The 21,005-nt window shown below is 33.0% G+C and carries 23 protein-coding genes and 3 pseudogenes; 19 read left to right on the top strand and 7 right to left on the bottom strand.

Features of this window, described 5'->3' with window-relative positions; translation table 11 throughout:
- Positions 1-430 precede the first annotated feature (430 nt).
- Together BAQ49_RS18100 and BAQ49_RS18105 are read left to right on the top strand one after the other, a co-directional pair.
- Positions 431-1,297, top strand: coding sequence for a hypothetical protein (locus BAQ49_RS18100; protein WP_071746517.1), 867 nt, complete (start codon positions 431-433; stop codon positions 1,295-1,297).
- Between the two features lie 1,123 nt (positions 1,298-2,420).
- Positions 2,421-2,678, top strand: a complete 258-nt coding sequence (locus BAQ49_RS18105; protein ID WP_244159110.1) for a DNA recombinase — start codon at positions 2,421-2,423, stop codon at positions 2,676-2,678.
- 52 nt (positions 2,679-2,730) lie between these two features.
- Here BAQ49_RS18105 and BAQ49_RS18110 read toward each other — a convergent pair.
- Positions 2,731-2,961 (bottom strand): annotated as a pseudogene (locus BAQ49_RS18110) (LysR substrate-binding domain-containing protein); the annotation flags it as partial.
- A 426-nt stretch (positions 2,962-3,387) separates the two neighbouring features.
- On the opposite strand from BAQ49_RS18110, the gene BAQ49_RS33935 reads away from it, so the two are divergent.
- The 4 genes from BAQ49_RS33935 (at position 3,388) to BAQ49_RS18125 (ending at position 7,510) form a co-directional block, all read left to right on the top strand.
- Positions 3,388-3,513 carry a hypothetical protein gene (locus tag BAQ49_RS33935; RefSeq protein ID WP_279626813.1) on the top strand — a complete coding sequence of 42 codons (126 nt, stop codon included), beginning with the start codon at positions 3,388-3,390 and terminating at the stop codon, positions 3,511-3,513.
- 127 nt (positions 3,514-3,640) lie between these two features.
- Positions 3,641-5,221 (top strand): spore germination protein, encoded by a 1,581-nt coding sequence (locus tag BAQ49_RS18115; protein ID WP_071746533.1) that lies wholly within the window; start codon positions 3,641-3,643, stop codon positions 5,219-5,221.
- Complete coding sequence (locus BAQ49_RS18120) at positions 5,218-6,321, top strand: spore germination protein (RefSeq protein WP_071746518.1); 1,104 nt, start codon at positions 5,218-5,220, stop codon at positions 6,319-6,321. The genes BAQ49_RS18115 and BAQ49_RS18120 overlap by 4 nt, the downstream gene beginning before the upstream one ends.
- Positions 6,305-7,510 (top strand): Ger(x)C family spore germination protein, encoded by a 1,206-nt coding sequence (locus BAQ49_RS18125; RefSeq protein ID WP_071746519.1) that lies wholly within the window; start codon positions 6,305-6,307, stop codon positions 7,508-7,510. Before BAQ49_RS18120 ends, BAQ49_RS18125 begins: the two co-directional genes overlap by 17 nt.
- Before the next feature lie 120 nt (positions 7,511-7,630).
- On the opposite strand, the pseudogene tnpC reads toward BAQ49_RS18125, so the two are convergent.
- From tnpC to BAQ49_RS33030, 4 genes and pseudogenes are all read right to left on the bottom strand, one after another.
- Positions 7,631-8,641, bottom strand: a pseudogene (gene tnpC, locus BAQ49_RS18130) (IS66 family transposase); the annotation flags it as partial.
- Between the two features lie 54 nt (positions 8,642-8,695).
- A complete protein-coding gene (locus tag BAQ49_RS18135) occupies positions 8,696-9,052 on the bottom strand; it encodes a hypothetical protein (RefSeq protein ID WP_071746520.1) in 357 nt (118 codons plus the stop codon).
- 20 nt (positions 9,053-9,072) lie between these two features.
- Positions 9,073-10,296, bottom strand: a complete 1,224-nt coding sequence (locus tag BAQ49_RS18140) for a ParM/StbA family protein (RefSeq protein WP_071746521.1) — start codon at positions 10,294-10,296, stop codon at positions 9,073-9,075.
- Positions 10,297-10,495: 199 nt separating this feature from the next.
- On the bottom strand, positions 10,496-10,657 hold the full coding sequence (locus BAQ49_RS33030) for a hypothetical protein (RefSeq protein ID WP_165616060.1): 162 nt from the start codon (positions 10,655-10,657) through the stop codon (positions 10,496-10,498).
- A 66-nt stretch (positions 10,658-10,723) separates the two neighbouring features.
- Here BAQ49_RS33030 and BAQ49_RS18145 point away from each other — a divergent pair, with 66 nt between their 5' ends.
- Positions 10,724-11,302: a DUF3967 domain-containing protein gene (locus tag BAQ49_RS18145; protein ID WP_071746522.1), complete on the top strand. Its 579-nt coding sequence runs from the start codon at positions 10,724-10,726 to the stop codon at positions 11,300-11,302.
- Between the two features lie 504 nt (positions 11,303-11,806).
- On the opposite strand, the gene BAQ49_RS18150 is transcribed toward BAQ49_RS18145, so the two are convergent.
- Positions 11,807-12,802: a Replicase RepFR55 gene (locus tag BAQ49_RS18150; RefSeq protein WP_071746523.1), complete on the bottom strand. Its 996-nt coding sequence runs from the start codon at positions 12,800-12,802 to the stop codon at positions 11,807-11,809.
- 627 nt (positions 12,803-13,429) lie between these two features.
- Here BAQ49_RS18150 and BAQ49_RS18155 point away from each other — a divergent pair.
- From BAQ49_RS18155 to BAQ49_RS33945, 3 genes are all read left to right on the top strand, one after another.
- Entirely contained in the window at positions 13,430-14,611 is a 1,182-nt protein-coding gene (locus BAQ49_RS18155; RefSeq protein ID WP_084667498.1) for an AimR family lysis-lysogeny pheromone receptor, read from the top strand.
- 1 nt (position 14,612) lies between these two features.
- On the top strand, positions 14,613-14,744 hold the full coding sequence (locus tag BAQ49_RS33940; protein WP_016103736.1) for a hypothetical protein: 132 nt from the start codon (positions 14,613-14,615) through the stop codon (positions 14,742-14,744).
- Between the two features lie 160 nt (positions 14,745-14,904).
- A complete protein-coding gene (locus BAQ49_RS33945) occupies positions 14,905-15,039 on the top strand; it encodes a hypothetical protein (RefSeq protein WP_016103737.1) in 135 nt (44 codons plus the stop codon).
- Between the two features lie 10 nt (positions 15,040-15,049).
- On the opposite strand, the gene BAQ49_RS18160 is transcribed toward BAQ49_RS33945, so the two are convergent.
- Entirely contained in the window at positions 15,050-15,439 is a 390-nt protein-coding gene (locus BAQ49_RS18160; RefSeq protein WP_071746524.1) for a helix-turn-helix domain-containing protein, read from the bottom strand.
- 97 nt (positions 15,440-15,536) lie between these two features.
- Here BAQ49_RS18160 and BAQ49_RS18165 point away from each other — a divergent pair, with 97 nt between their 5' ends.
- From BAQ49_RS18165 to BAQ49_RS18205, 9 genes and pseudogenes are all read left to right on the top strand, one after another.
- Complete coding sequence (locus tag BAQ49_RS18165) at positions 15,537-15,773, top strand: helix-turn-helix domain-containing protein (RefSeq protein WP_071746525.1); 237 nt, start codon at positions 15,537-15,539, stop codon at positions 15,771-15,773.
- Between the two features lie 164 nt (positions 15,774-15,937).
- Positions 15,938-16,440 (top strand): annotated as a pseudogene (locus BAQ49_RS32400) (prealbumin-like fold domain-containing protein); the annotation flags it as partial.
- Positions 16,441-16,605: 165 nt separating this feature from the next.
- Positions 16,606-17,181: a TraM recognition domain-containing protein gene (locus tag BAQ49_RS18175; RefSeq protein ID WP_071746527.1), complete on the top strand. Its 576-nt coding sequence runs from the start codon at positions 16,606-16,608 to the stop codon at positions 17,179-17,181.
- Positions 17,182-17,284: 103 nt separating this feature from the next.
- The gene (locus BAQ49_RS18180) at positions 17,285-17,533 is read left to right on the top strand and encodes a hypothetical protein (protein ID WP_071746528.1); all 249 of its coding nucleotides are present in this window, start codon (positions 17,285-17,287) and stop codon (positions 17,531-17,533) included.
- A 560-nt stretch (positions 17,534-18,093) separates the two neighbouring features.
- Complete coding sequence (locus BAQ49_RS18185) at positions 18,094-18,537, top strand: hypothetical protein (protein ID WP_071746529.1); 444 nt, start codon at positions 18,094-18,096, stop codon at positions 18,535-18,537.
- Between the two features lie 29 nt (positions 18,538-18,566).
- Positions 18,567-18,791 carry a hypothetical protein gene (locus BAQ49_RS18190; RefSeq protein WP_071746530.1) on the top strand — a complete coding sequence of 75 codons (225 nt, stop codon included), beginning with the start codon at positions 18,567-18,569 and terminating at the stop codon, positions 18,789-18,791.
- 31 nt (positions 18,792-18,822) lie between these two features.
- Entirely contained in the window at positions 18,823-19,125 is a 303-nt protein-coding gene (locus tag BAQ49_RS18195) for a hypothetical protein (RefSeq protein ID WP_002193594.1), read from the top strand.
- A gap of 103 nt (positions 19,126-19,228) precedes the next feature.
- Entirely contained in the window at positions 19,229-20,314 is a 1,086-nt protein-coding gene (locus tag BAQ49_RS18200; protein ID WP_071746531.1) for an LPD25 domain-containing protein, read from the top strand.
- Positions 20,315-20,329: 15 nt separating this feature from the next.
- A partial coding sequence (locus tag BAQ49_RS18205; protein ID WP_071746532.1) for a hemagglutinin occupies positions 20,330-21,005 on the top strand: 676 nt, incomplete at its 3' end.

Raw genomic sequence — 21,005 nt, forward strand, 5'->3', positions numbered from 1 at the left:
GGGACACCCAAATATAGAAATAGGGATATTTCTATATTATAAGAAAGATAATAGTAGTGATAAGTGGTACATACAATAGAATCAATAATTTTCAAAGTTTCCCCTTATACCATCATTTCTAATAATAAAAGTAGATATATAGGGAGATATCCAAATATAGAAATAGGGATATTTCTATATTACAAGGAAGATTATAGTAGTAATAAGTGGTACATACAATGGAATCAGTAATTTTCAAGGGCTCCCCCCTATATCATCATTTCTATAATAAAAGTAGAGATGTAGGTGTACAGAGATAATAAAGTTGTTTTAAACGACTTTATTAATTATTTCGCTAAGATTGTAAAGAAGTGTACTTAAGCCAACGTGGCAGTTTAGTTGAATGGCAGTGTTATAATATTATTGAAATTTAAGAAATGTAGGGTGAAAAATGAAGAATATTAGAAGATTGATTCAAGTCATCTTAGTATGTACATCATTCCTAATTCTTAGTGGATGTTATTTCCCTAAAGATAAACTGAATCAACCAATACAAGAATATTTAAAAACAAACTATGGAATACAAGGTAAGTTTTCTGTTACTCAGACAGATAATAATTGGTTTGGAGGGATTGGCCATCAAACTTATGTAGAAATTAAAAAGCCATTTCGTGCTTATCCGTTCTTAATGATTGAAAGAGATACTTTGAAAATCTTAGAAGATGATAGTGACGATATCTATCTCGAACAATTCAAGGGTGCATATATTGAGCAACACCCAGAAGTAGTTCAAGTAATGAAACAGATCATTAAAAAATATGGGTTAGTGAAATATCCTGATAAAGTTGTCCTAGAAGGGCATAACCCTATTCGTATCTTTCCTTACGATAACATTAAGTTAAATATAAATAATTCTCAAGAGCTACTTGATGATTTTAAAAAGACTCAAAAGATTGATACTATTGGACTTTTACCTACATTAATACCAAGTGATCCCCGACGTGAAAATTATAATATTAGGTATGTAGGTGTGGTGAATTTTCAATTTGAATTTGACATGAATAAAAATAAACATCCTATTCCAAAGGCCAAAGATCTAATTGAGGACTTTCAAAAAAGTGGGATATTAAAAAAAGGGATATACAACATAGACATGTTAGTAGAGGATTCAAATCAAGATCATTCTGTGGGATGGGAATATAATAATGTAGCTTTGTTTGAAGTCGATGAAAGTGGTAAATATACCATAATTGCTACTCCTAAATATGATGATTTAGATAACTCTTACTTTTACGGAGATTATGCAGCTAAAAAATAAAGAATAGAATTTTAGGTTGAATTATCACAAAGTTCAATCGTTTATTTAATTATATAGACAAAATAATTATTTTCCCCAAAAAATATTGGGGATTTAAGGGGATAGAATGAATCTTCTTCAACTAATGATAGGTTAGTTGAAGAAGACATGTGCGTATCATCTTCAACAATTGGGCGCTATTTTTGAATAAACCTTAGATTTTTAAACGACTTTATTGTTATATTTTTGAGTACAGTGAAGTATCTTATATCGAAAATTAAACAACTATATTTTAACCCCGTCTTAAATTTAGAATGGGGCTATGCTTGTTTTTGGTGTTAAAAGACAATAGCTTTATTGTCTTTTTATAGTAGGGAAATATCCAATTATAGAAATAGGGATATTTCTATATTGAGAGAAAGATTATAATGGTGATAAGTGGTACATACAATAGAATCAGTAATTTTTCAGAGACACCCCTTATACCACTATTTCTAATAATAAAATTAGAAATATAGGGAAATATCCAATTATAGAAATAGGGATATTTCTATATTGTGAGGAAGATTATAATGGTGATAAGTGGTACATACAATGGAATCAGTAGTTTTCCAAGTCTCCCCTTATACCTTCATTTCTGATAACAAAAGTAGAGGTATAGAGAAATACCTAATTATAGAAATAGGGATATTTCTATATTGTAAAGAAAGTTATAGCAGTGATAAGTGGTACATACAATGGAATCAGTAATTTTCCAAGTCTCCCCATACCCCCCCATTTTTATAAAAAAGTAGAAGCATAGGGAAATATCTAATTATAGAAATAGGGATATTTCTATATTATAAAGAAAGTTATAGCAGTTATATGTGGTACATGCAATGGAATCAGTAATTTTCCAAGTCTCTCCATAACCCCCCATTTTTATAAAAAAGTAGAGGTATAGGGAAATATCCAATTATAGAAATAGGGATATTTCTATATTATAAAGAAAGTTATAGCAGTTATATGTGGTACATGCAATAGAATCAGCAATTTATATCACGCCAGTAATTTCCCCCCTATACCTCTATTTCCATAAAGGGATATTTCTATATTGTAAAGAGATTTCTAGCGATGATATTTAGTACATACAATAGAATCAGTTGTGGATTTGAAAAAAAGATGTACCGTTTTGAAAAGTGAACGTCAAAAAGAAGGAATTACAATTGCTCTTCAAAAAGGGATTAAATTTGGTCGTAGAAAAATCGAGATTGATGATAATTTTATAGTGACTTACCAAGAATGGAAAAACAATAAAATTACAGCTGTAGAAGCGATGGAAAAAGTAGGAATGAAAAGTAATACGTTTTATAGACGAGTTAAGGAATATGAATATAGCTTACAAAAAAGTACCCATTCTTGAAAATGGGTACTTTTCTTATTCCCCCTTTTCGGGGGGGAGGGGCAAAAACACCCAATATTGGATGATGAGGGTTATTGACAATAAATTCAATTTGTTCATTGTAAAGTGGGGTGAAGTTCATATTGGAACTATTTTTGTTGTTTCCGCAAACAGCAAAATCAATTTTATTTTGTTCTAATAGTTGTGATAAAAGTGCTGTGTTCCCAACAACAAAATCACAATGTATATATGGTTTCTCATTGTCTAAATAGTTTAATATAGATGGCATTAACTTTTTTGCAACTTTAATTCATTTGAATACGTTTGAAATGTATCCCCTTTTTTGACCATGATAAAATCCCCTCCAAGTAAAAGTGTAGCATCCATGTCTATCCATGGTCTTTTTACACTGTCTACCTTAAGGGGATAATATCATTATCACAATGGAACTGACCTTATTTGTATTTCAAAAAAGATACTGTATAAAAAGAAGGTTGCCAATAAATTCAGTGAAACTGATTTTGTGGCAATTCCTTTAATTATCTATTGAGTAGGTTAAGGGTGCAGGAAGTTCAATTTGTTTCATCTGAATATTCACTAAAATACACGAAAGGTATGTATGACAGACCTTCAAGTGAATTGAATTTCTTCTTATTAGACATAATAACTCACAAGAAATTCCATTGAATAGGAAAATTTCTATATTATGCGTTGTTAAAGGATGATTAAAATGTGGGAAATGATTGCTTTTTATTTTCCAGCGTGGAAAGTTTTTATACAAGCTTTTATCTTACTTGTTATTCCATATATGATTTCAAGATTTTTTAGTTGGATTCGCAACTTAGAAAAAGAATAATACAACGAACTATATGAGGGAGAGTGTGAGATCTAATCAGAAAAACATACATAAGCAAAGAGGAGTGACGTTAGGGAAAGTATGGTAATTTAGTTTAATGTACGAGAAGCTTTTTAGAGAAAGAGTGATGAAAGTGAAAGCACAGGATTCAATAGTTAATCAAAACCAAGAACAAGGAAATACATACGGGAATAACGCGACAAAAGTTCCTGAAGACTATTTTACTGGTGATTTCAACGTAGATTTAGAGGTCATAAAAAAAGAAGCTCTTGATAACTCGGACGTTTATTGCCGAGAGTTTAACATTGGCGGGACTAGCATCCGGGCAGTGCTAGTTTTTGTAGAAGGGCTGTCAGATAAAGATCTTATTGATACGCACATTATGAAAGCATTAATGGGTAATTTTTTTAGTGAGTATAAAGATGAATCATCTTATAAAGACGAGAGAGTTTCCAAAGATTTTATTAAAAACCGAGTTCTTCCGATTAGTGGAGTTGACGAGGTGCAAACTGTCCAAAAGATGATGTCAAAAGTTTTAATTGGTTCCACAGCATTATTAATTGATGGTTTATCGGATGTATTTATTCTTAATACAAAAAAAGGGAAAACACGTAATGTTGAAGAGCCTATATCAGAGGGATCAGTCAGAGGACCAAGGGTAGGTTTTACAGAAGTTTTGTCGGACAATACTGCTTTATTACGGTTACATGGTGAAAATGAAGGATTATCTTTAATAAAATTTCATGTAGGAGAACGGGCCAAGAAAGAATTAGTTGTGGCTTTTATGAAAGAAATTGCTGATCCAGAATTAGTAGAAGAAGTTAAGAAGAGAATTCAGAAAATTAATATTGATAATGTGCCAGAGTCAGGTTATATAGAACAACTTATTGAAGATAATTATCTTAGTCCTTTCCCGCAAGTACAGAGTACGGAACGTCCTGATAAAGTTATCGCTGCATTAATGGAAGGAAGGGTTGCAATTTTATTAGATGGAACACCTTTTGCATTAATTGTTCCAGTTACATTTAGCATGATGATGCAATCGCCTGAAGATTATTATGAGCGTTGGATACCAGGTACACTGATTCGTTTATTGCGCTTTGGAGCAGCTATTATTTCTCTTTTTGCTCCCGCGCTATATATTTCATTTATATCATTTCATCCTGGGTTGATTCCGACAAAGTTAGCCATTTCAATTATTGGAGGGCGGGAAGGTGTTCCGTTCCCTGCGATTATAGAAGGGTTATTTATGGAAATTGCGATTGAAATTTTACGAGAAGCAGGATTACGGCTACCTAAGCCAATTGGTTCAGCGATGGGAATTGTAGGAGGGTTAATTATTGGGCAAGCAGCTGTGTCAGCAGGAATAGTGAGTCCAATCATGGTAATCGTTGTGGCGGCCACAGCTATTTCTTCTTTTGCACTTTCTCATTATAGTACAGCAATCCCTTTACGCATTCTTCGCTTTGTAGCTATGTTTTTCGCTGCTATATTCGGATTATATGGAGTAATTCTATTTTTCCTATTTATATGCAGTCATATTGCAAGGCTTAAAAGCTTTGGTGTACCTTATGCTAGCCCGGTTGTCTTATATCAATTTACTGATTGGAAGGATTTTATGGTTCGTATGCCAATTCAGATGATGAAGCGACGTCCGAAAATGTTGAATTTAAAAGACTATGTACGGAAAGGAAGTGAAGAGGAATGATTACGAACTCAAAGGACAAAATTCCCACTTCCCAAGCAGCTGTTATTCTTATCAATTATATACTTGCTATCGGAATTCTCACCCTACCTAGAACCGCGGCTGAGAAAGTGCAAACACCTGATATTTGGATAACTGTTATTTTAGGTGGATTAATTGCGATGGTTGCGGGTGTAATTATCGTAAAGTTAAGTCAACAATTTCCTGAAAAAACATTTTATCAGTATAGTCAAGAAATTGTAGGAAAATGGTTTGGGGTGTTACTTAGTTTATTGATTATCAGTTACTTTTTTACACTTTCTTCATTTGAACTTAGAACGTTGGAAGGTATAACAAGTTTTTTTCTACTAGAAGGTACGCCTGACTGGGCTATTCTTATGCCATTCATGTGGATAAGTCTTTATTTAAATCTAGGCGGAATAAATGCGATAGCACGTTTATTTGAAATTATTTTTCCGATTACAGTTTTTATATTTTTAGTGACATCTTTTATGAGCATTGGAATATTTGAACTCGATAATCTTCGTCCTGTATTAGGATTAGGGATTGCTCCTGTACTAAAAGGTCTAAAAACAACAACTATGGCATATTCGGGAGCGGAAATTATGTTGTTACTTTTAGCATTTATGAAGAAACCGTCTCAAGCTGTAAAAGTTGTTATAATTGGCACTACGATTCCTTTATTTTTTTATGTTATTACAGTTGTAATGGTTATAGGAGCGTTTTCTATCGATGGTGTATTGATGAGAACATGGCCGACAATTGACCTTATGAGAAGTTTTGAAATTCAAGGCTTAATTTTTGAACGGTTTGAATCTTTGTTACTAGTGATATGGATTATGCAAATCTTTGCAACATATACAATATGCTATTATGCAGCTGCTTTAGGGTTAGCGCAGCTCTTTAATAAAAATATTCATTCCTTTTTGTATGGATTACTTCCGGTAATATATATCGTTGCTGAAATTCCGAAAAATATCAACGAGTTATTTGAATTTGGAAATATGATTAGTAACTCAGCAATAATTTTATTTGGTATATTTCCGTTTCTTCTCCTTATGATTTCGAAGGGGAGGAAAAATAGGAATGAGCCAAAGTATTAAAAATAGGAAAAATTTCATAAGATTAACGTCAATTGTTTTTCTCCTAATACTTACAGGATGCTGGAGTAGTCATGAAATCGAGGAACTAGGTTTCGCCGTAGGTTTAGCAATAGATAAAGAAAAAGAAACAAAGATTGAGAAAGAAATCGAAGAAAAGGGCGGAGGGTATAAGAAGAAAAATTTGATAACAACCACCTATCAATTTGTTAAAGCACAATCATCATCAGACGGAGGCAAAGGTGGAGTATCACAACAAAAAGCTTATATGAATGTTGCAGAAACAGGAGATTCTCTTCATCAATCAATACGTGAAGTTGCATTAAGAAGGCAAAGGCCTATCATTTTTCATCATACGAAAGTAATAGTTGTTAGTGAAAGTATCGCCCGAACATATAATTTAACGCAGTTATTGGACATCTACGTTCGTGATAATGAGATGAGACCTAGTTGCTTTGTAATGGTTAGTAGAGGACTGGCTAGCGATACGTTAAAATCAAAAGAATCAGGGGAAATTCCGGCATTTCGCTTAATTGAAATTGAAGATAATCAATATAGATCTTCACGAATATCACCACCAATGCCACTTGCTAAACTACCAGGAAAAGTGAAATCTGGGGCGAGTTTTCTTTTACCGAACGTGATTTCTATAAATGGAGAAGTGAAATATGTAGGTGCTGCTGTCATTAAAGGGAGTACAAAAAAACTTCGTGGCTTTTTAAATGAGAATGAATTGGAAGGGTTAATGTGGATAACTGCAAAAGGGAAAAGTGGCTTGGTGAAAAGCTATGATAAAAAGACGGGAAAATTAGTTATGTATGAAGTAAAAACTATGAAAAGTAAAATCACGCCCCATGTTAAAAGGGGTAAAATCTCTTTCGATGTCAATGTACAGTCTGTGGGACGGTTATCCGAAAACTGGTCTGAGTCAGAGGAAGCATTTAAAAATACATTTCTCAAAAGAGCGGAGCAATCTGCCCAGCAAGAAGTTAGGCAGTTAGTGAAGCATACATTACACAAAATTCAAAAGGAATATAAAACTGACGTTGCTGGCTTCAGCACTAGTTTGAAAATCGAGTATCCAGAAGTATGGAAGAAAGTTGAAAAGGATTGGGATAAAGTATTTAGTAAGCTTCCAATCGAATACAATGTAAAACTAACCATTGAAGAGTATGGTACGGAAGGCGCTTAATGAAAAAAAAAGTTATCCGGAACTTCCCCAAACATAATTAAATGAAAGTGTCCAATTAAAGTTGTTTAAATAGTAAACGTCAAGTAACTCCAAAATATATAATAAAAGTTGATTTTGGAGTTATTTTTTGTTTGCTTCACTTTTTTTCGGCACTCTACAGCTAGATGGTAAATCCTTTGACCACGGCAAGACTTTATCAATTTCTTCTTTATTGTTTAAATTGATGTTGGGAAGTGTTTCAAACAAATAACGAAGATAATGATAGGGACTTAGATTGTTCTCTTTTGCGGTTTCCACCACACTATACATGATCGCACTTCCTCTAGCACCTCGCGGTGTATTTGAGAACATCCAATTTTTTCTCCCGATTACAAACGGTTTAATAGAACGTTCACTTCTATTGTTATCAATTTCTAAATGACCGTCTAATAAAAAGGCTTTAAGATGCTTCCATTGATTCAAACAATAAGTGATGGCTTTTCCTAGCGCACTTTTTGGTAAAACACAATCTTTCTGTTCATGAAGCCATGCAGAAAAAAGGTCCAGAATGGGCCTGCTTTTTTCAAGTCTCTGCCTATATCGCTCGGTAGGATTGACGTGTTTGAGCTTTCTTTCAATCGAATAGAGTTGATTACAGAAGTGTAAGCCTTCGCTCGCCTTCACTTTTTTCCCCTTCTGTGATTCAGGTAAAGCTTTTAAGGCTTCATCAAACTTTCGTCTCGCATGCGCCCAACATCCGACAAGGGTGACATCCGGTACTTGATGATACCCACTATATCCATCTACCTGTAAATATCCTTCAAAACCAGTTAAAAAACGTTTCGAATGTTCGCCTGCTCTTGTAGGTTGATAGTCATAGAGAACAATAGGGATATCCTCTTGTCCTGTACGATATAGCCACAGATAGGACTTCGTTGTTGCGGCCCGCCCAGGTTCGCGTAAAACTTGGAAGGTTGTTTCGTCCGCATGAAGAATGGTTCGAGTAAGTAGGTGTTTATGCATCCTTTCATACAAAGTCACTAACCATCGATCAGCCCCATATAATAACCAATTTCCCATCGTTTGTCGTGATAAGAAGATCCCCATTCGTTCAAAATGTTTTTCCTGACGATAAAGAGGTAATCCCTCTACTATTTAAGTAAACAAGAAGACCTTCAGGATGGCACCTAAAGGTCTTTTTATAAGTTAGAAATCAATCTCTTCGTTATCTTCTTCAGAAATACCACCAAGTACTTCCTTAGCGTCAATAATTTTACCTTCTTGGAGAACAGGCTCCTCTGTTTTAAAATCTTCCTGTCTCTGTGCGGGAACAAATCCATTAGTAAGTAGAAGATCCAATTTATTTTCGACTGTATCTAAAAGATGTAATCTCTGTTCTACAGTATCTAATTTCTGCAGTAGTTGCTCATAGCGTTTTTCATTTTGTACCAGTTCAACAATAAATGCTGTTAATTGTCTACTATTAGCTTTTTCATTAAGGATCCTATATACATCTTCAGGCATATTATCAGCATGTAATGCCATTTTTCTATTTGTAGCCATTATCAGCACGTCCTTTTATTTTAAGCTAGCTGTCTCTTCATTTCATCAATTACTTTTAATTCTAATGCAGTTAGATTAATTGTACGTGAAGTTGGAGCAAATACTTCTTTGTCGCTATTTTGAATAATATCGTTCAAGAAGAAGTGATTGTTTTTAGCAGCCATTTCAGACATATGATTCAATAAAGCGAGACGGATGTATGGTTCTAAAACGGGTGCTTCGCCTCCGATATAAATGAATTTCAATACTGTATTCGTACTAGATGGGATGAATACATCAAGAATTTTAGCAACTAAAATTCTTGCATATTCTTTCAGTGCCTCTACAATTTCATTTGTAAAATCATATTCTTCACCAGTATTTTCATTCGATAGTACATACTTTTGTACTTTATATTTATTAACTATAAATTTCTCTAATGTTCTTAGATCCTTAAAGTATTGAATCAATTTTTCTTTTCTAAAGCGTTCTAGGTATCCCAAGAATGGCTCAATATCGATAACTTGGAAAGAATCTCTGTGCTTAGGTGTAGTAAGCCCTTTACCTAATCGCACAGCATCTGTAGAACCGCCACCAATGTCAGTTAAAACTACTTCATAGTCATCGAATCTCTCAGATTCATATCGCTTTTCAATACTAATTACATTTGTATTCTGATCTTTTGAAACCATTTTATATTTTAAAGAATGTCTAGCAACTTCCGATTCATTTCTACATTTTGCTGAATTGACTGTAATAGTTAGTTCTTTCTCCATTCCTGGTGTTAACACTTTAACTTTATGTTCACCAATAAATCTTTCTTCCATTTTTTTATGGGCAATGCTAAATTTCTCTTCGCGTTTTAAAAGCCAAATTGGAAGCATCATACTCATGTGTTCAATTTCAACTTCATTATCTTCTTGATCAGCATTAAGGGCATGATAATATGCAATTGCTCCTAAAAAGCATACGTATGGGATAGGACTATTTATTTTATCGTGCATCTTATTTACATGTGAGTTTGCTAACTGATTATCTTCAGCCAATTGCCCAACTAAATAGTAAGACTCTTCACCTTCGATTTCAGTGGAAATTAGTAATCTATCCAGTAAATCTTCTGGTTTAGAAATACGATCAACAAGTAAATCCTCAGCTTGTTTCTTTGAAATCTTAACTACATTCGTTGCAAGTTCAATATAATAACCATCAACCATGAAATTATTAAAACTATTTCCGAAATCCGCTACTTTTCTTCCAATTTTCATTTATAATTCCTCCTTTATACATTAAGTACGACTTAAGTGCTACTTTTGATTATGCTTTAGCGCATTTAATCAAAAATAAGAACATTTTAAATAATAGATACGACTTGAATCGTACTTATTATTTAATTAACCTATATACTTAAAAAATTCAAAATAAACAAGGAAATACCTTCTTTCAAACGAATTAAACACATAACAGTTAGACGCCGACATGTCGAACATAAATGATGATGAATAACAGTAAAATAGCAACATGACCGACATGAATGATGGTCAACAACAATGTAATGACAACACGACAAACATGGATGATGGTCAATAACAATATAATGACAACATGACCGACATGGATGATAATCAATAACAATGTAAAGACAACGTGTCGGACATCGATAACAACAAATGACGATGAGGGGAGGACGATGGAATGGATAGGGAAGAACCTTATAAGAAAACATATTCCCTTGCAGATATAGCAAGGATGCTTGGGAAGCCACGGACAACCCTTCAGGCCTGGCGGGATCAATTCAAACCATACTTGCCAACCGTCGCTGGGACGAAGGGGCGAACGCTGAGATATGAACAGGAAGCATTAGAGCTTTTTAAATTAATTGCTAATATGAAAGATGCACAAGAGCCACCAGAAATAATAGAACAGGTGTTAAAACAAAATGTAGATTATATTGTAGTAGAAGAGAGTGATGAAGACAACGAAATAACGAAACCAATTATTCAGACGATGTATGAGAGTATGAAAGAGGTTTCTATATATTTTCAAGAACAAAAAGCTATGAATATGGAACTTTTAAAACGCATAGACAATTTAGAACAAACTAATCAAACACTAACGAACAAGATTGATGAACAGCAAAAGACTATTGATAGAAAAATAAACAATCGAGATCAGCAGTTATTAGAAGTGGTTCGAGAAATACAAGAAACAAAGAAGTTAGTTGCGTCTTCTCAACAAGAAAAATCATGGTTCGCTAAACTATTTAAAAAATAACTTAAATGATACGTAAAAAAGTAGGGGAGCTTGTAAAAACACACAAGCTTCCCTACTTTTTTTGTAAATTTGATATATTTCCCCAAATAACCACAAAAATTAAGAAACAGTATTCTGTCGGAAAATGATAAAGAACATACTTATAATGTTTCCCCTTTAGGATAGAATACTGTAGTTATTAAATCTTGTTTAAAAAATAAAATCATTATAAACATTAGAATCTATTTTAGAGATGCTAGACTAGCTGTATCAAGTGATTCAAGATTTTACCTTAGTAAATTACAAGGTTAATTTATGAGTAAATGATAGAATTTTCAGTTTCGTACGAATGGAAATTTCATGGATGAATAGTTTAGAAAAAGAGAAATAATGATAAGATCTGAGAGGTGTTTTGAATTCCTTTTATGGGAAAATAGTACGTTGCTCGGGGATTATAAGAATACATGACAAATAGCCTTGCTAATTATATTATTTTTGAGCAAGGCTAAGTTTTAGATGTTTTTTTTAGGGTTTCAGGGCGCCCATTTTTTGCAGAATGGAATCTATTTTCTTGTTATTAAGCCAATCTATAATTGGAAGTTTGCTTTCATATTTTTGTGCATGTTCCATATTAGTTAAGGCTTCTTTCGCTTCATAATCGTTACGCTCTGTTCTTTGTTTAGACTTTTCAGCGAACATTTTCATAAAATGAGCAGGATTACTTATTTCAGCTTGATTATACTCAAACCATTCAACGCATTTTTCAAAATCCCATCTTTGATAACGATTAATTCTTTTCGGCATTCTTAAGGCTATAGTATAAGCGTCCTGTTCTGTTAAATATGTCACTGGTTGACTTGTTATATAGCGATATACCTTTTTTTGATCTTCACTTAAATAATCATTTAAATCTTGTGATCTATCAATAGCATTTTGTGAATTAGTATTTAATCTTTCTAGTTCTCCAAAATTTAAAATATCTATGCCATTAGATAAAGTACTCTTTTCCTCATGTTTGGATTCAATAACTTTTTTAAAGAGTTTTTTCTTTAAAAATTTTGTGAAAGTAGAACAGACATCAATTGCTACAGCCCATTTCATCTTGAAATATTCAATGATTTTTAAATAATTGCTATGTAGAGTTAAAATGTAAATTGAAGGGGCAATTTTACCATGTCTTCGTACTTTAATTTGTTGGCACACTCCCAAGTCTTGTAACCAATTAAACACGTAGTTAATAATTGGTTTTGAAATACCTGCTTTTTTGCTGATGTGATCTTGCTTTACTTGGGAATATCCTTCTTGTACTAAATATGATAAAACAGTTTCTAAGGCTTCATATTTTCGTTTGGTAAGATAATCCTTTGTAGTAACACCTTCATATTCTAGGACAATATTATCAATATAAGTAGTAACTTTTTTGATTGCTTGATTAATAGCCCCAGGTGTTTTGGATAAGTGTTTGATTTTGGGACTTAATTCGGATTTTGCTCGACTGAGCAAAAAATTGTGCAATAACACAGAAAAAACCTCCTATTTTTTCCACCACAAATAATAATTTTGGAAAAGTAGAGGTTTATATTCACATAGTATTTACTTTATGTTATTCTTGATTAAGAAGTAAATATAATATAGTGTAAATTAAAACCTTACCAATTCGGGAATTTTCAATTGATTTCAGCGGCCAAACTGTCGATCAATTGAAAATAAGATGCGGTGGGTTTTTTTTTATTTTAAATTGTCATTTATAAAGATTGTTTTTGAAATATATCCCTTTACATTCTAAAGCCTTTTAATACAAATATCAATCCCAATAGGATTAAAATTATCCTGATTTTACTTTTATGCAAAGTACTACAAAGCTTCATAGGGATATAAGTTTTAATAATTAATATTGTTAAGAAAAACTTTCTCAATATTTGTTAGTTGAATAGAAAAAAGAAAATCTATGATGTCATGTTAAACTAGTATAAATATAGAATGTATGTATAAATATGGATGTGAATAGAAGGATATATGATCTATATTAAAAGGGGATTATGCCCACCATATATATATAGTTTGTAAAAAAGACTTCTTAGAAACACATATAAGTATTTTAAAAAATTTCGTGACAGTTATTTGTGTGCTGATAAGGGGGAGCAGATATTGAGAAAATTTATGAATGAATTATACAACGCAATAAATGCTAAAAACTTAAGTATTCGAAGCTTGGCAAAAGAGACAGGAGTAAGTAAATCTGCACTTTGTGAAGGGTTATCTGGAAAAACTGAAATGAAGTTAGAATCTTTTTTAGCTATTATTGAAAAGGTCTATGAAAATAGAAATGAAAGAAAACAAAAAATAGATGAATTTATTCTATTATGTGAAAAAGATTTAAATGTCCGAAAAGCTTTGGGTTATTGCCAGTGTACTGGTGAATATTCCATAATGCAAAAAATTATTGATAAGAAGTTGGGTAATATACAGGAGGGGAAATTAGGTGATCCGGATGAGAAAGAAGATTATAAGAGAATAAATAAATATTTAAGCATCTATGATTTATATAATAAAAGAAATAATAGAAAATTAACTGGTCAAGAATTGTTAGACGAGTTAGATGCTAAAAATTTTTCTAATAATCAAGAATGCCAAGTAATTTTGAACATATTATATGGACTTGCAATGTATGACATCCCAAATTATAGAGCTATGACTGTATTTTCAGCAAAAATAGAAAGTCATTTGAATAAAGTTGAAAATGAATTTATTAAAATCTGTCTGGAAATGCAGTATAAGGAAAGAATGGCATATCTTAAGTTGTTAGAAAATGACATTGAAAATTGTAGGCATGTATGTAAAAACATATTAGAATCGAAATTTGACTTTCCAATCATTAAAGCATCAGCATTATGCTGTTTAGGAGAATCCTATATGCTAGGGAATGGATATGATATTTTAAAGGCTGAAACATATTTAAAGGAGGCCATTAAAACTTTAGAGGGTTCGAGTGTATCCAAGGATAGTAAAAAGTATTTTGCTTTTAAGACGACTTTAGCATTTTTATATATAGAATATGGATATAATCTTGATAAGATTGATTTTGATTATATAGACATTGGCGAACTAGCTTACTACGAATGTAAGTTTGGCGATAGGAGTAAAGGGCTCGAGATATTTCATAAACTACAAGAAGAGGGAAAATTAACTGCGATTAGATTGTATTACCTTTCAAGGATAAAGGATGATATACTTTTGATGAAAGACTCTTTAGAAAAGTTTGAAAAGAATGGCAATTTATATTATGTTCAACTTGTAAAAGATGCTTTATTAAAAGAAGGGGTGAAATAGCATGAAAAAGGGATTATTTGCTATGATATGTCTTTTAAGTATTTCAACTATATTTTTCAGTATTGCTGATAATAAACTTGTTAATTCAGAAGAACGAACTTACTACATGGTTTCTGATCCAGGAGGGCATTAAACAATATAGATATAATTTCTATTTTTTAGACGCTACTTTTTGTAGCGTCTTTCGTGTTTTTTGGAAGTGTCCTGTTTATTTTTAATTAACAAAAAATAGGACTATAGTGATATTTTTCACAAAGATATCATTTGTAAAATTGTTCAAGGGGGAATAATTCATGAAGAAATTTGATAAAGAATGGTTTGAAAAAATATTTGAAGCTGAAGATAGTAGTTTGTATTTAATTTATAGCGATATCTCTGATATTTTTACTAATGGAGAGTACATAGATGAAGAGAGAGTGTCTTCATAAGCACACTCTCTCAATTTGAATCAGAATTCGCTTTGGTTTTAAATCTTAAGTAATTTATATACTCAAGTAGTTCTTCTTCAACTTTAGGTTTATATTGATCTGGAATACTCATGTATTGCTCATATAGCTTTTGTGAGAAATTGGCGATTAGTTGCTGTGTATCTTCTCCTTTCCTTAATAATTCATTATCAGCTATTTCATGATTTAAAAGATAATCTGTACTTACACCAAAATATGATGCGATCTTTTTAAAGTTTTTCAAATCAGGTTCTTTTACACCGTTTTCCCAGTTTGTTAATGTACTATATGCTACGTTTAAAGACTCTGCGAGTTCTTTTCTCTCCATATTTTTAAATATCCTTAACTTTTTAAGGTTAGTTCCAAAATTATTTTTTTCCATAATTTTCACCTTTCTAATCCATTAGGGATTTTTTTAATCCTAACGGGATTGACAGAACGCTATAAGCGTTTTAAAATGCAAATAAGGGGGTGATAAAATGCATAATAGTTCTAAGTTAGTAATTGTAACTCCGATAAGAGCAACACGTGAGGCTAAAGGGCTGACAATTAAACAAGTTGCAAGTGACTTGAGAATTCCTAAAAGTGTGTTGCAAGAAATTGAAATCGGTAAAAAAGGAACAATAGCTCAACGTGCTCAAAAAATTGCTGATTATTATATGAAACCAATTGAAAAATTATTTATTCCAACATATTATCGAGCAAAGCTAGAGTAAGTTAATGCATAAAAATCCTATAGGGATTAAAAATTTCTGTATTTACATTGTAAAGCAAAAAGGATCTAAAGATAAACTTTGAATAATATAATTTTAAGTGAAATTCAAAAAAGATTGTATGCTAAGTTTTTTATTCTTTGAAAACTGCATACATGAGGGAGCTTTATCAATTCATTGAAAAATCCCTACCAACTGGTTACATCTTAGTGAAGGCTCCAATTCTTTTCAGTATTACTGAGAATGAAAATAACAAGCTCCTAGCAGGAAAATACACATATAAAGAAACATTTGCACCAGACGGATATTTGATTAATGAAGAATCCTTTTCTTTTGAATTTAAAAAGGATGGTGAAAGGTCAAAAGAAACCAACATTACCTACACCAGATCCCTCCACATAGACTGGAACAACTACAAATACCACAGACACGAGAACAATCAAAGATAACAAAAAAAATTGTTAAACCACAATCAGAGAAACCACAACAGATTATTACAAAACCGCAACTCAGAAAAACATCAGGGAAAGTAGAAAAATTAGAAGGTAATCTTCCTATAACGGGAGGGAAAGCTGAGAATCCGCATTTGAAATGGATTGGCTTTGCATTTATCGTCCTTGTCTCAATAGGATTCGTATTTGCAATAAGAAATCGTAAAAAAGCAGAATGAAACCGAAAAGAAGATAAAAGGTAGTGACCAGAGTCTATGTCGGTAAAGCGAAAAATTTAGGGGAACTTGGGGAAGAAATTGGGCGGCGCAAAAGTTCCTAGCTTTCTAAAGAACTGATGTTTCTCTAATCGCCAGTAGATAAAAAAATAGGGAGGAGCATCGTACATGTTAGGTGTAGCGAAGATGTACACAAGGATGATTAAAATGCTGAGAGGACTGGATGGAAGGGATATGATTCCTGGTGTCATAAAAGCTCGATTTGGTGCTTATAGATCGGTTATAGAAAGATTGAACGAGGCAACTGATAATTTTATTTTTATTTTTGATCCGAAAGGCATGTTTTATAAAGATACACATAAGGAGAAGCAAAAACAAGGATATCGCATACTCAAGCATGATCTATTTGTTGGTTATGAAACACTTCAAATTGATAGGTATCAAAAAGTAGTTGTTTATATTCGTGTAGAAACAGAACAAAGCACTTATGAAGAAAGAGGGGAAGCGTTATCGAACTTTCTTCAACATCTAACAGAATGCAAGAATATAAGACCAATTCACCTGGTATTTCATCAATATGATTTGTACCCAATTCCTCATATGGAGCAGTTTTTAAGAGAAAGCGCAACATACCACATTCATCATTCAATCGTAGTTGAATCTCAATCCGCATTACAGCACATATACGGAAAAGAGGCAGCGCAACGTATCATAACCTCGTATAACACAACAATCTTAGCATGATATAAAGCACTCGTTCACTATTTCATCCTATCTAGATGGCTAGAAAACTAGACATGGGAGAAGCGCTTTTCTCCCTTCTTTATCAAAAATAGGAGGCGTTCATATGGGAAAAGAACAAAGGCTCACATTCTATGATATTGCCGCATCACAAGCTCATAGTGTCAAAACTTTTGATGGAAAAACATACGAACTGAAAGGTGCCATCGCAATTGAAAATACCACAGGAAGCATCGAAAAGGTAGCTCAAATTTATTATCAAGTGCGTTCGGTTAGAGATGAACATCAAAATTTAATTGCCAAGCGGAAAAATAAAAAAGCGGAATTAGTAGCTGTAAAACAAAAGTGTAAATAAAAAAAGCGATTTTGAAGTGTGCTGAGAACATAGCACAAAGTAATTTGCTCTTTGACAATTTAGATATATATTGCGTATGTCTTCCTTCCTTAAAGTAGTGATGTAGAAGGATGATATACGGCAAATATATATGCGTGCCTCCCTTCAAAAGGTCACTAGAGGGGGTAGGTATACGATTATCGTTGGATGAGTAAGATCGTAAAACTCATCTGTGACCACTGGGAAATACATTGTATCAAAGATCTGTTTGTGTCAGTAATCGTGAGGAATATCCCATGTTGACATTCTGAAGAAGCGACGAACATCACAAACAGTAGATACATAAGGTCCTACGTTCACGCCAAAAACGTAGTGCGGTATTGGGCATATAGAAGCTAGGTCGGGGTTAGTTTCTATACGCATGCCAATACAGGGTTCGTCATTCCAGCCATAAATGATATTTCCATTTTCTATCCCATTTTCCTATAAATGCTATAAAATAAAGACAGATGTTGAAGTTTAAATGTGTCTCATCACACTTCAAAATCGCTTATAAAAATATGGCAGAGGGAGGAACAAATATGAGTCGTAAAGGGTGGATCATTTCCGCTGTTGTTGGACTATTAATTGCAATTGGTATTGGTTCAACATTTGTCTTTGGTTCGGGAAAAGGGGAAGTAATGGAACTTAGTCCGTTAGAAATGAAGAAATTTATGAGTGAGGATGGAACAGGTTTTGTTATGCTAAATTCCACTAAGAAGAAAAGAGAGAATTGGCTTCATATTATAAAAAAAGCAGCGCAGCAAGAAAAAGTTCAGATACGAGAATTGAATGAAAAGCGTGAAGATGTACTAGGTTCAAGCAACCCTTATGATTGGGGCTTATCACAAAGAAGAGATGCCCTTGCTTATTATGAAAAAGGAAAATTGAAAAAAGATATTGATTTTTCTACATTTAAAGAGTCAGAACTTGAAAAAGAAGTTACCTATTTTGTTAAAAGTTGCAAAGAGACATATCAGAAGTAATCACATAATCATTGAAAGGTGGTGATACAGTGGCGATTACACAAAGGGAATTAAAAAAAGAAAAAGATATGGTAGCAAACCTATTAAAAGCCAATGGTCAGGATTATAACCATTGGCTTCATTTACATCATCAGAAATGTATTGAAGAAAATCAAGATTTAGTAATGAAAGCTTTACAAGCTTATAAGGCAACACCAACAGAAGTAAAAGAAGACAGCAAGCCGAATGAGTCAAGTCAGCTTAGTAATGTATAAGAATCTAAATATGAAAAGGGAGTGAGTGTATATGTTTGAAACAATTGCTCAAATGTTAGTGTTAGGTGATGCGATGGATGGTCTAATTAATACGGGTAATTCATTTATTACTTGGATGCAAAGAGGGGCAATGGTGAGTACAGCAATTGTTTTTTGTTGGGGCGCTTATCTTTTAATTTGGGGCGGTGAGCGTGGAAGACATAAATGTATTTGGTGGTTTATTGGTGGGGCAGCCGGACTTGTTATCGTAATGGGATGCCAATACTTAGCAGAGAGCGTAAATAGTAATGTTAAATTTGGTCAAATCTTATTTCCATTTCTTTGGATGAAATAGTGAATAAATATGAATAGGGCAATGAGGAAGCTATGCAAAGGGTATGGCTTTTTTTGTTGCCTTTTTTCATGGGATTTAAAGTAAATGTGAGAAAGGAGAAGCCATGTTTGTCATTTTTAATAGTAGTAATGGAACAGAAATTGAGTCAGGTAAGCAATATTCGTTTCATGAAGCTTATACCTTAACCAAACGATTAGAGCGTGTTTATAGAGAAGCTGGGAGACAAGAACATATTGATTTTGATTTGAAAGATGGTCATTCTAATGAAATCTATAATGGTACATTATCACTCGGTTCTGGTTATGCAGTTCACATTTTTGATCACATTTCTAAAAAAATGAATGTGATGCAATTAGATCCAGAACAAGAGGAACAAAAGAAGGAGCTGTTAGAAACGTTAGAAAGGGAAATCAATGATTCTCCTTTTCATGAAGAATATGAATATCAAGAAGAATTATCAGAAAGAAAGGAGGAACCCTCCTATAGTCCATCGGATGAAGTGAAAACACAAGTAAAGCCTGGAAAGGAAAATAGAAAAGGATTCAAGATGATTGCGAGTGTCATAGGAAGTGTGGTGTTAATTGGTGCTGGTGCCATATTTGCCTTTAAGCTATTCTCTTCCAATCCAGTTTCAAGTGCAAATGCTGGCTCGGAACAATATGTAGTAAAAGGATTACAACAGGCAGCCATTCAACAGTATGGAGAAGCCGTTAAATACTTTGATAAGGTCAATTACACTGAATTAGATAAAGATAGTCAGAAGGCAGTTTTATTTACTTATTTATTAAATGGAAGGGCAAATAAGGCATTACAATATGAGCCGAAATTTGCAGAAAGTGTGGTTGCTTATTTTATCGGGATAGACAACATGAATAAAATCAATGAAATTGATGTCAAAAATGATGTAATCGACTTTGAAAAGGCAGCGCTTAATAAGAAATATGAGGAGGTAATCAAGCTTAAAGGGAAAGTCAATATGGATGGTAGACGTGAAAAGCTCATCGTTGAAGCTTTTGTAAATCTAAAAAAATATGAAGAGTGTTATTCTTTTGCCAAAACACAAGGAAATAAAAACTTGATGAAGGAGGTCAAAGAATTAGAAAAACGAGATGTTCAACAATCTACGATAAGTGAAGAGGAAAAGAAAACTAAGATTGAAAAAATTGATAAAGATCTAAAGGACATCTAAGGGGGAAAAAATAACATGCCATTAAATTATGAGAATCTGTACAAAAAAATGGGAATTGTTTTTCTTGGTGGTTCATTGATATTGGGCACTACAGGGTGCAGTTTGTTTGGAAGTAAGGAATCATCAAAAAGTAAGCCAGCTATTACAAAAAAGGAAGATAAGAATAAGCCAGAGGAAAAGAAAGAAAATCTGAACAAACAAGATTTTGAAGCAATTACAGAGAACGCAATTCAAAGTAAAGATAATGAAGTTGCTTATGTACTAGATGAGATTGATAAATCAAAAATTAATTTCAAAGAAAAATCCATTGTAAGTAATCTTCAAAATGGAGATGAAACTACTTCTCGTGTCCTAGCACTCTTTGATAAAGAAGCAACGGATAAAACGCTTCAAGATACGACGAAAGATAGTGTGATTGCAGCTATTACAGATAATAAGCCACAAGTAATCGTGAACGGAGATCATTTTGCGTTTGGCGATCAAAATATTGATTCGTCAGTAGCGAGTATAGGAGATATTCTTCCACCAGAGAAGAAACTAGATGAAATTGTGAATCCACCAGTTACACCGGAAGGTGAGAATGGTAATACGGAAAATACAGGGACAGAAAAACCGAAACCAACGGATCCAGATAAACCAAAACCGCCGGTAGATCCGCCAGTAGATCCACCAACGGATCCAGATAAACCAA

The organism is Bacillus proteolyticus, assembly GCF_001884065.1.
Taxonomy (GTDB): domain Bacteria; phylum Bacillota; class Bacilli; order Bacillales; family Bacillaceae_G; genus Bacillus_A; species Bacillus_A proteolyticus.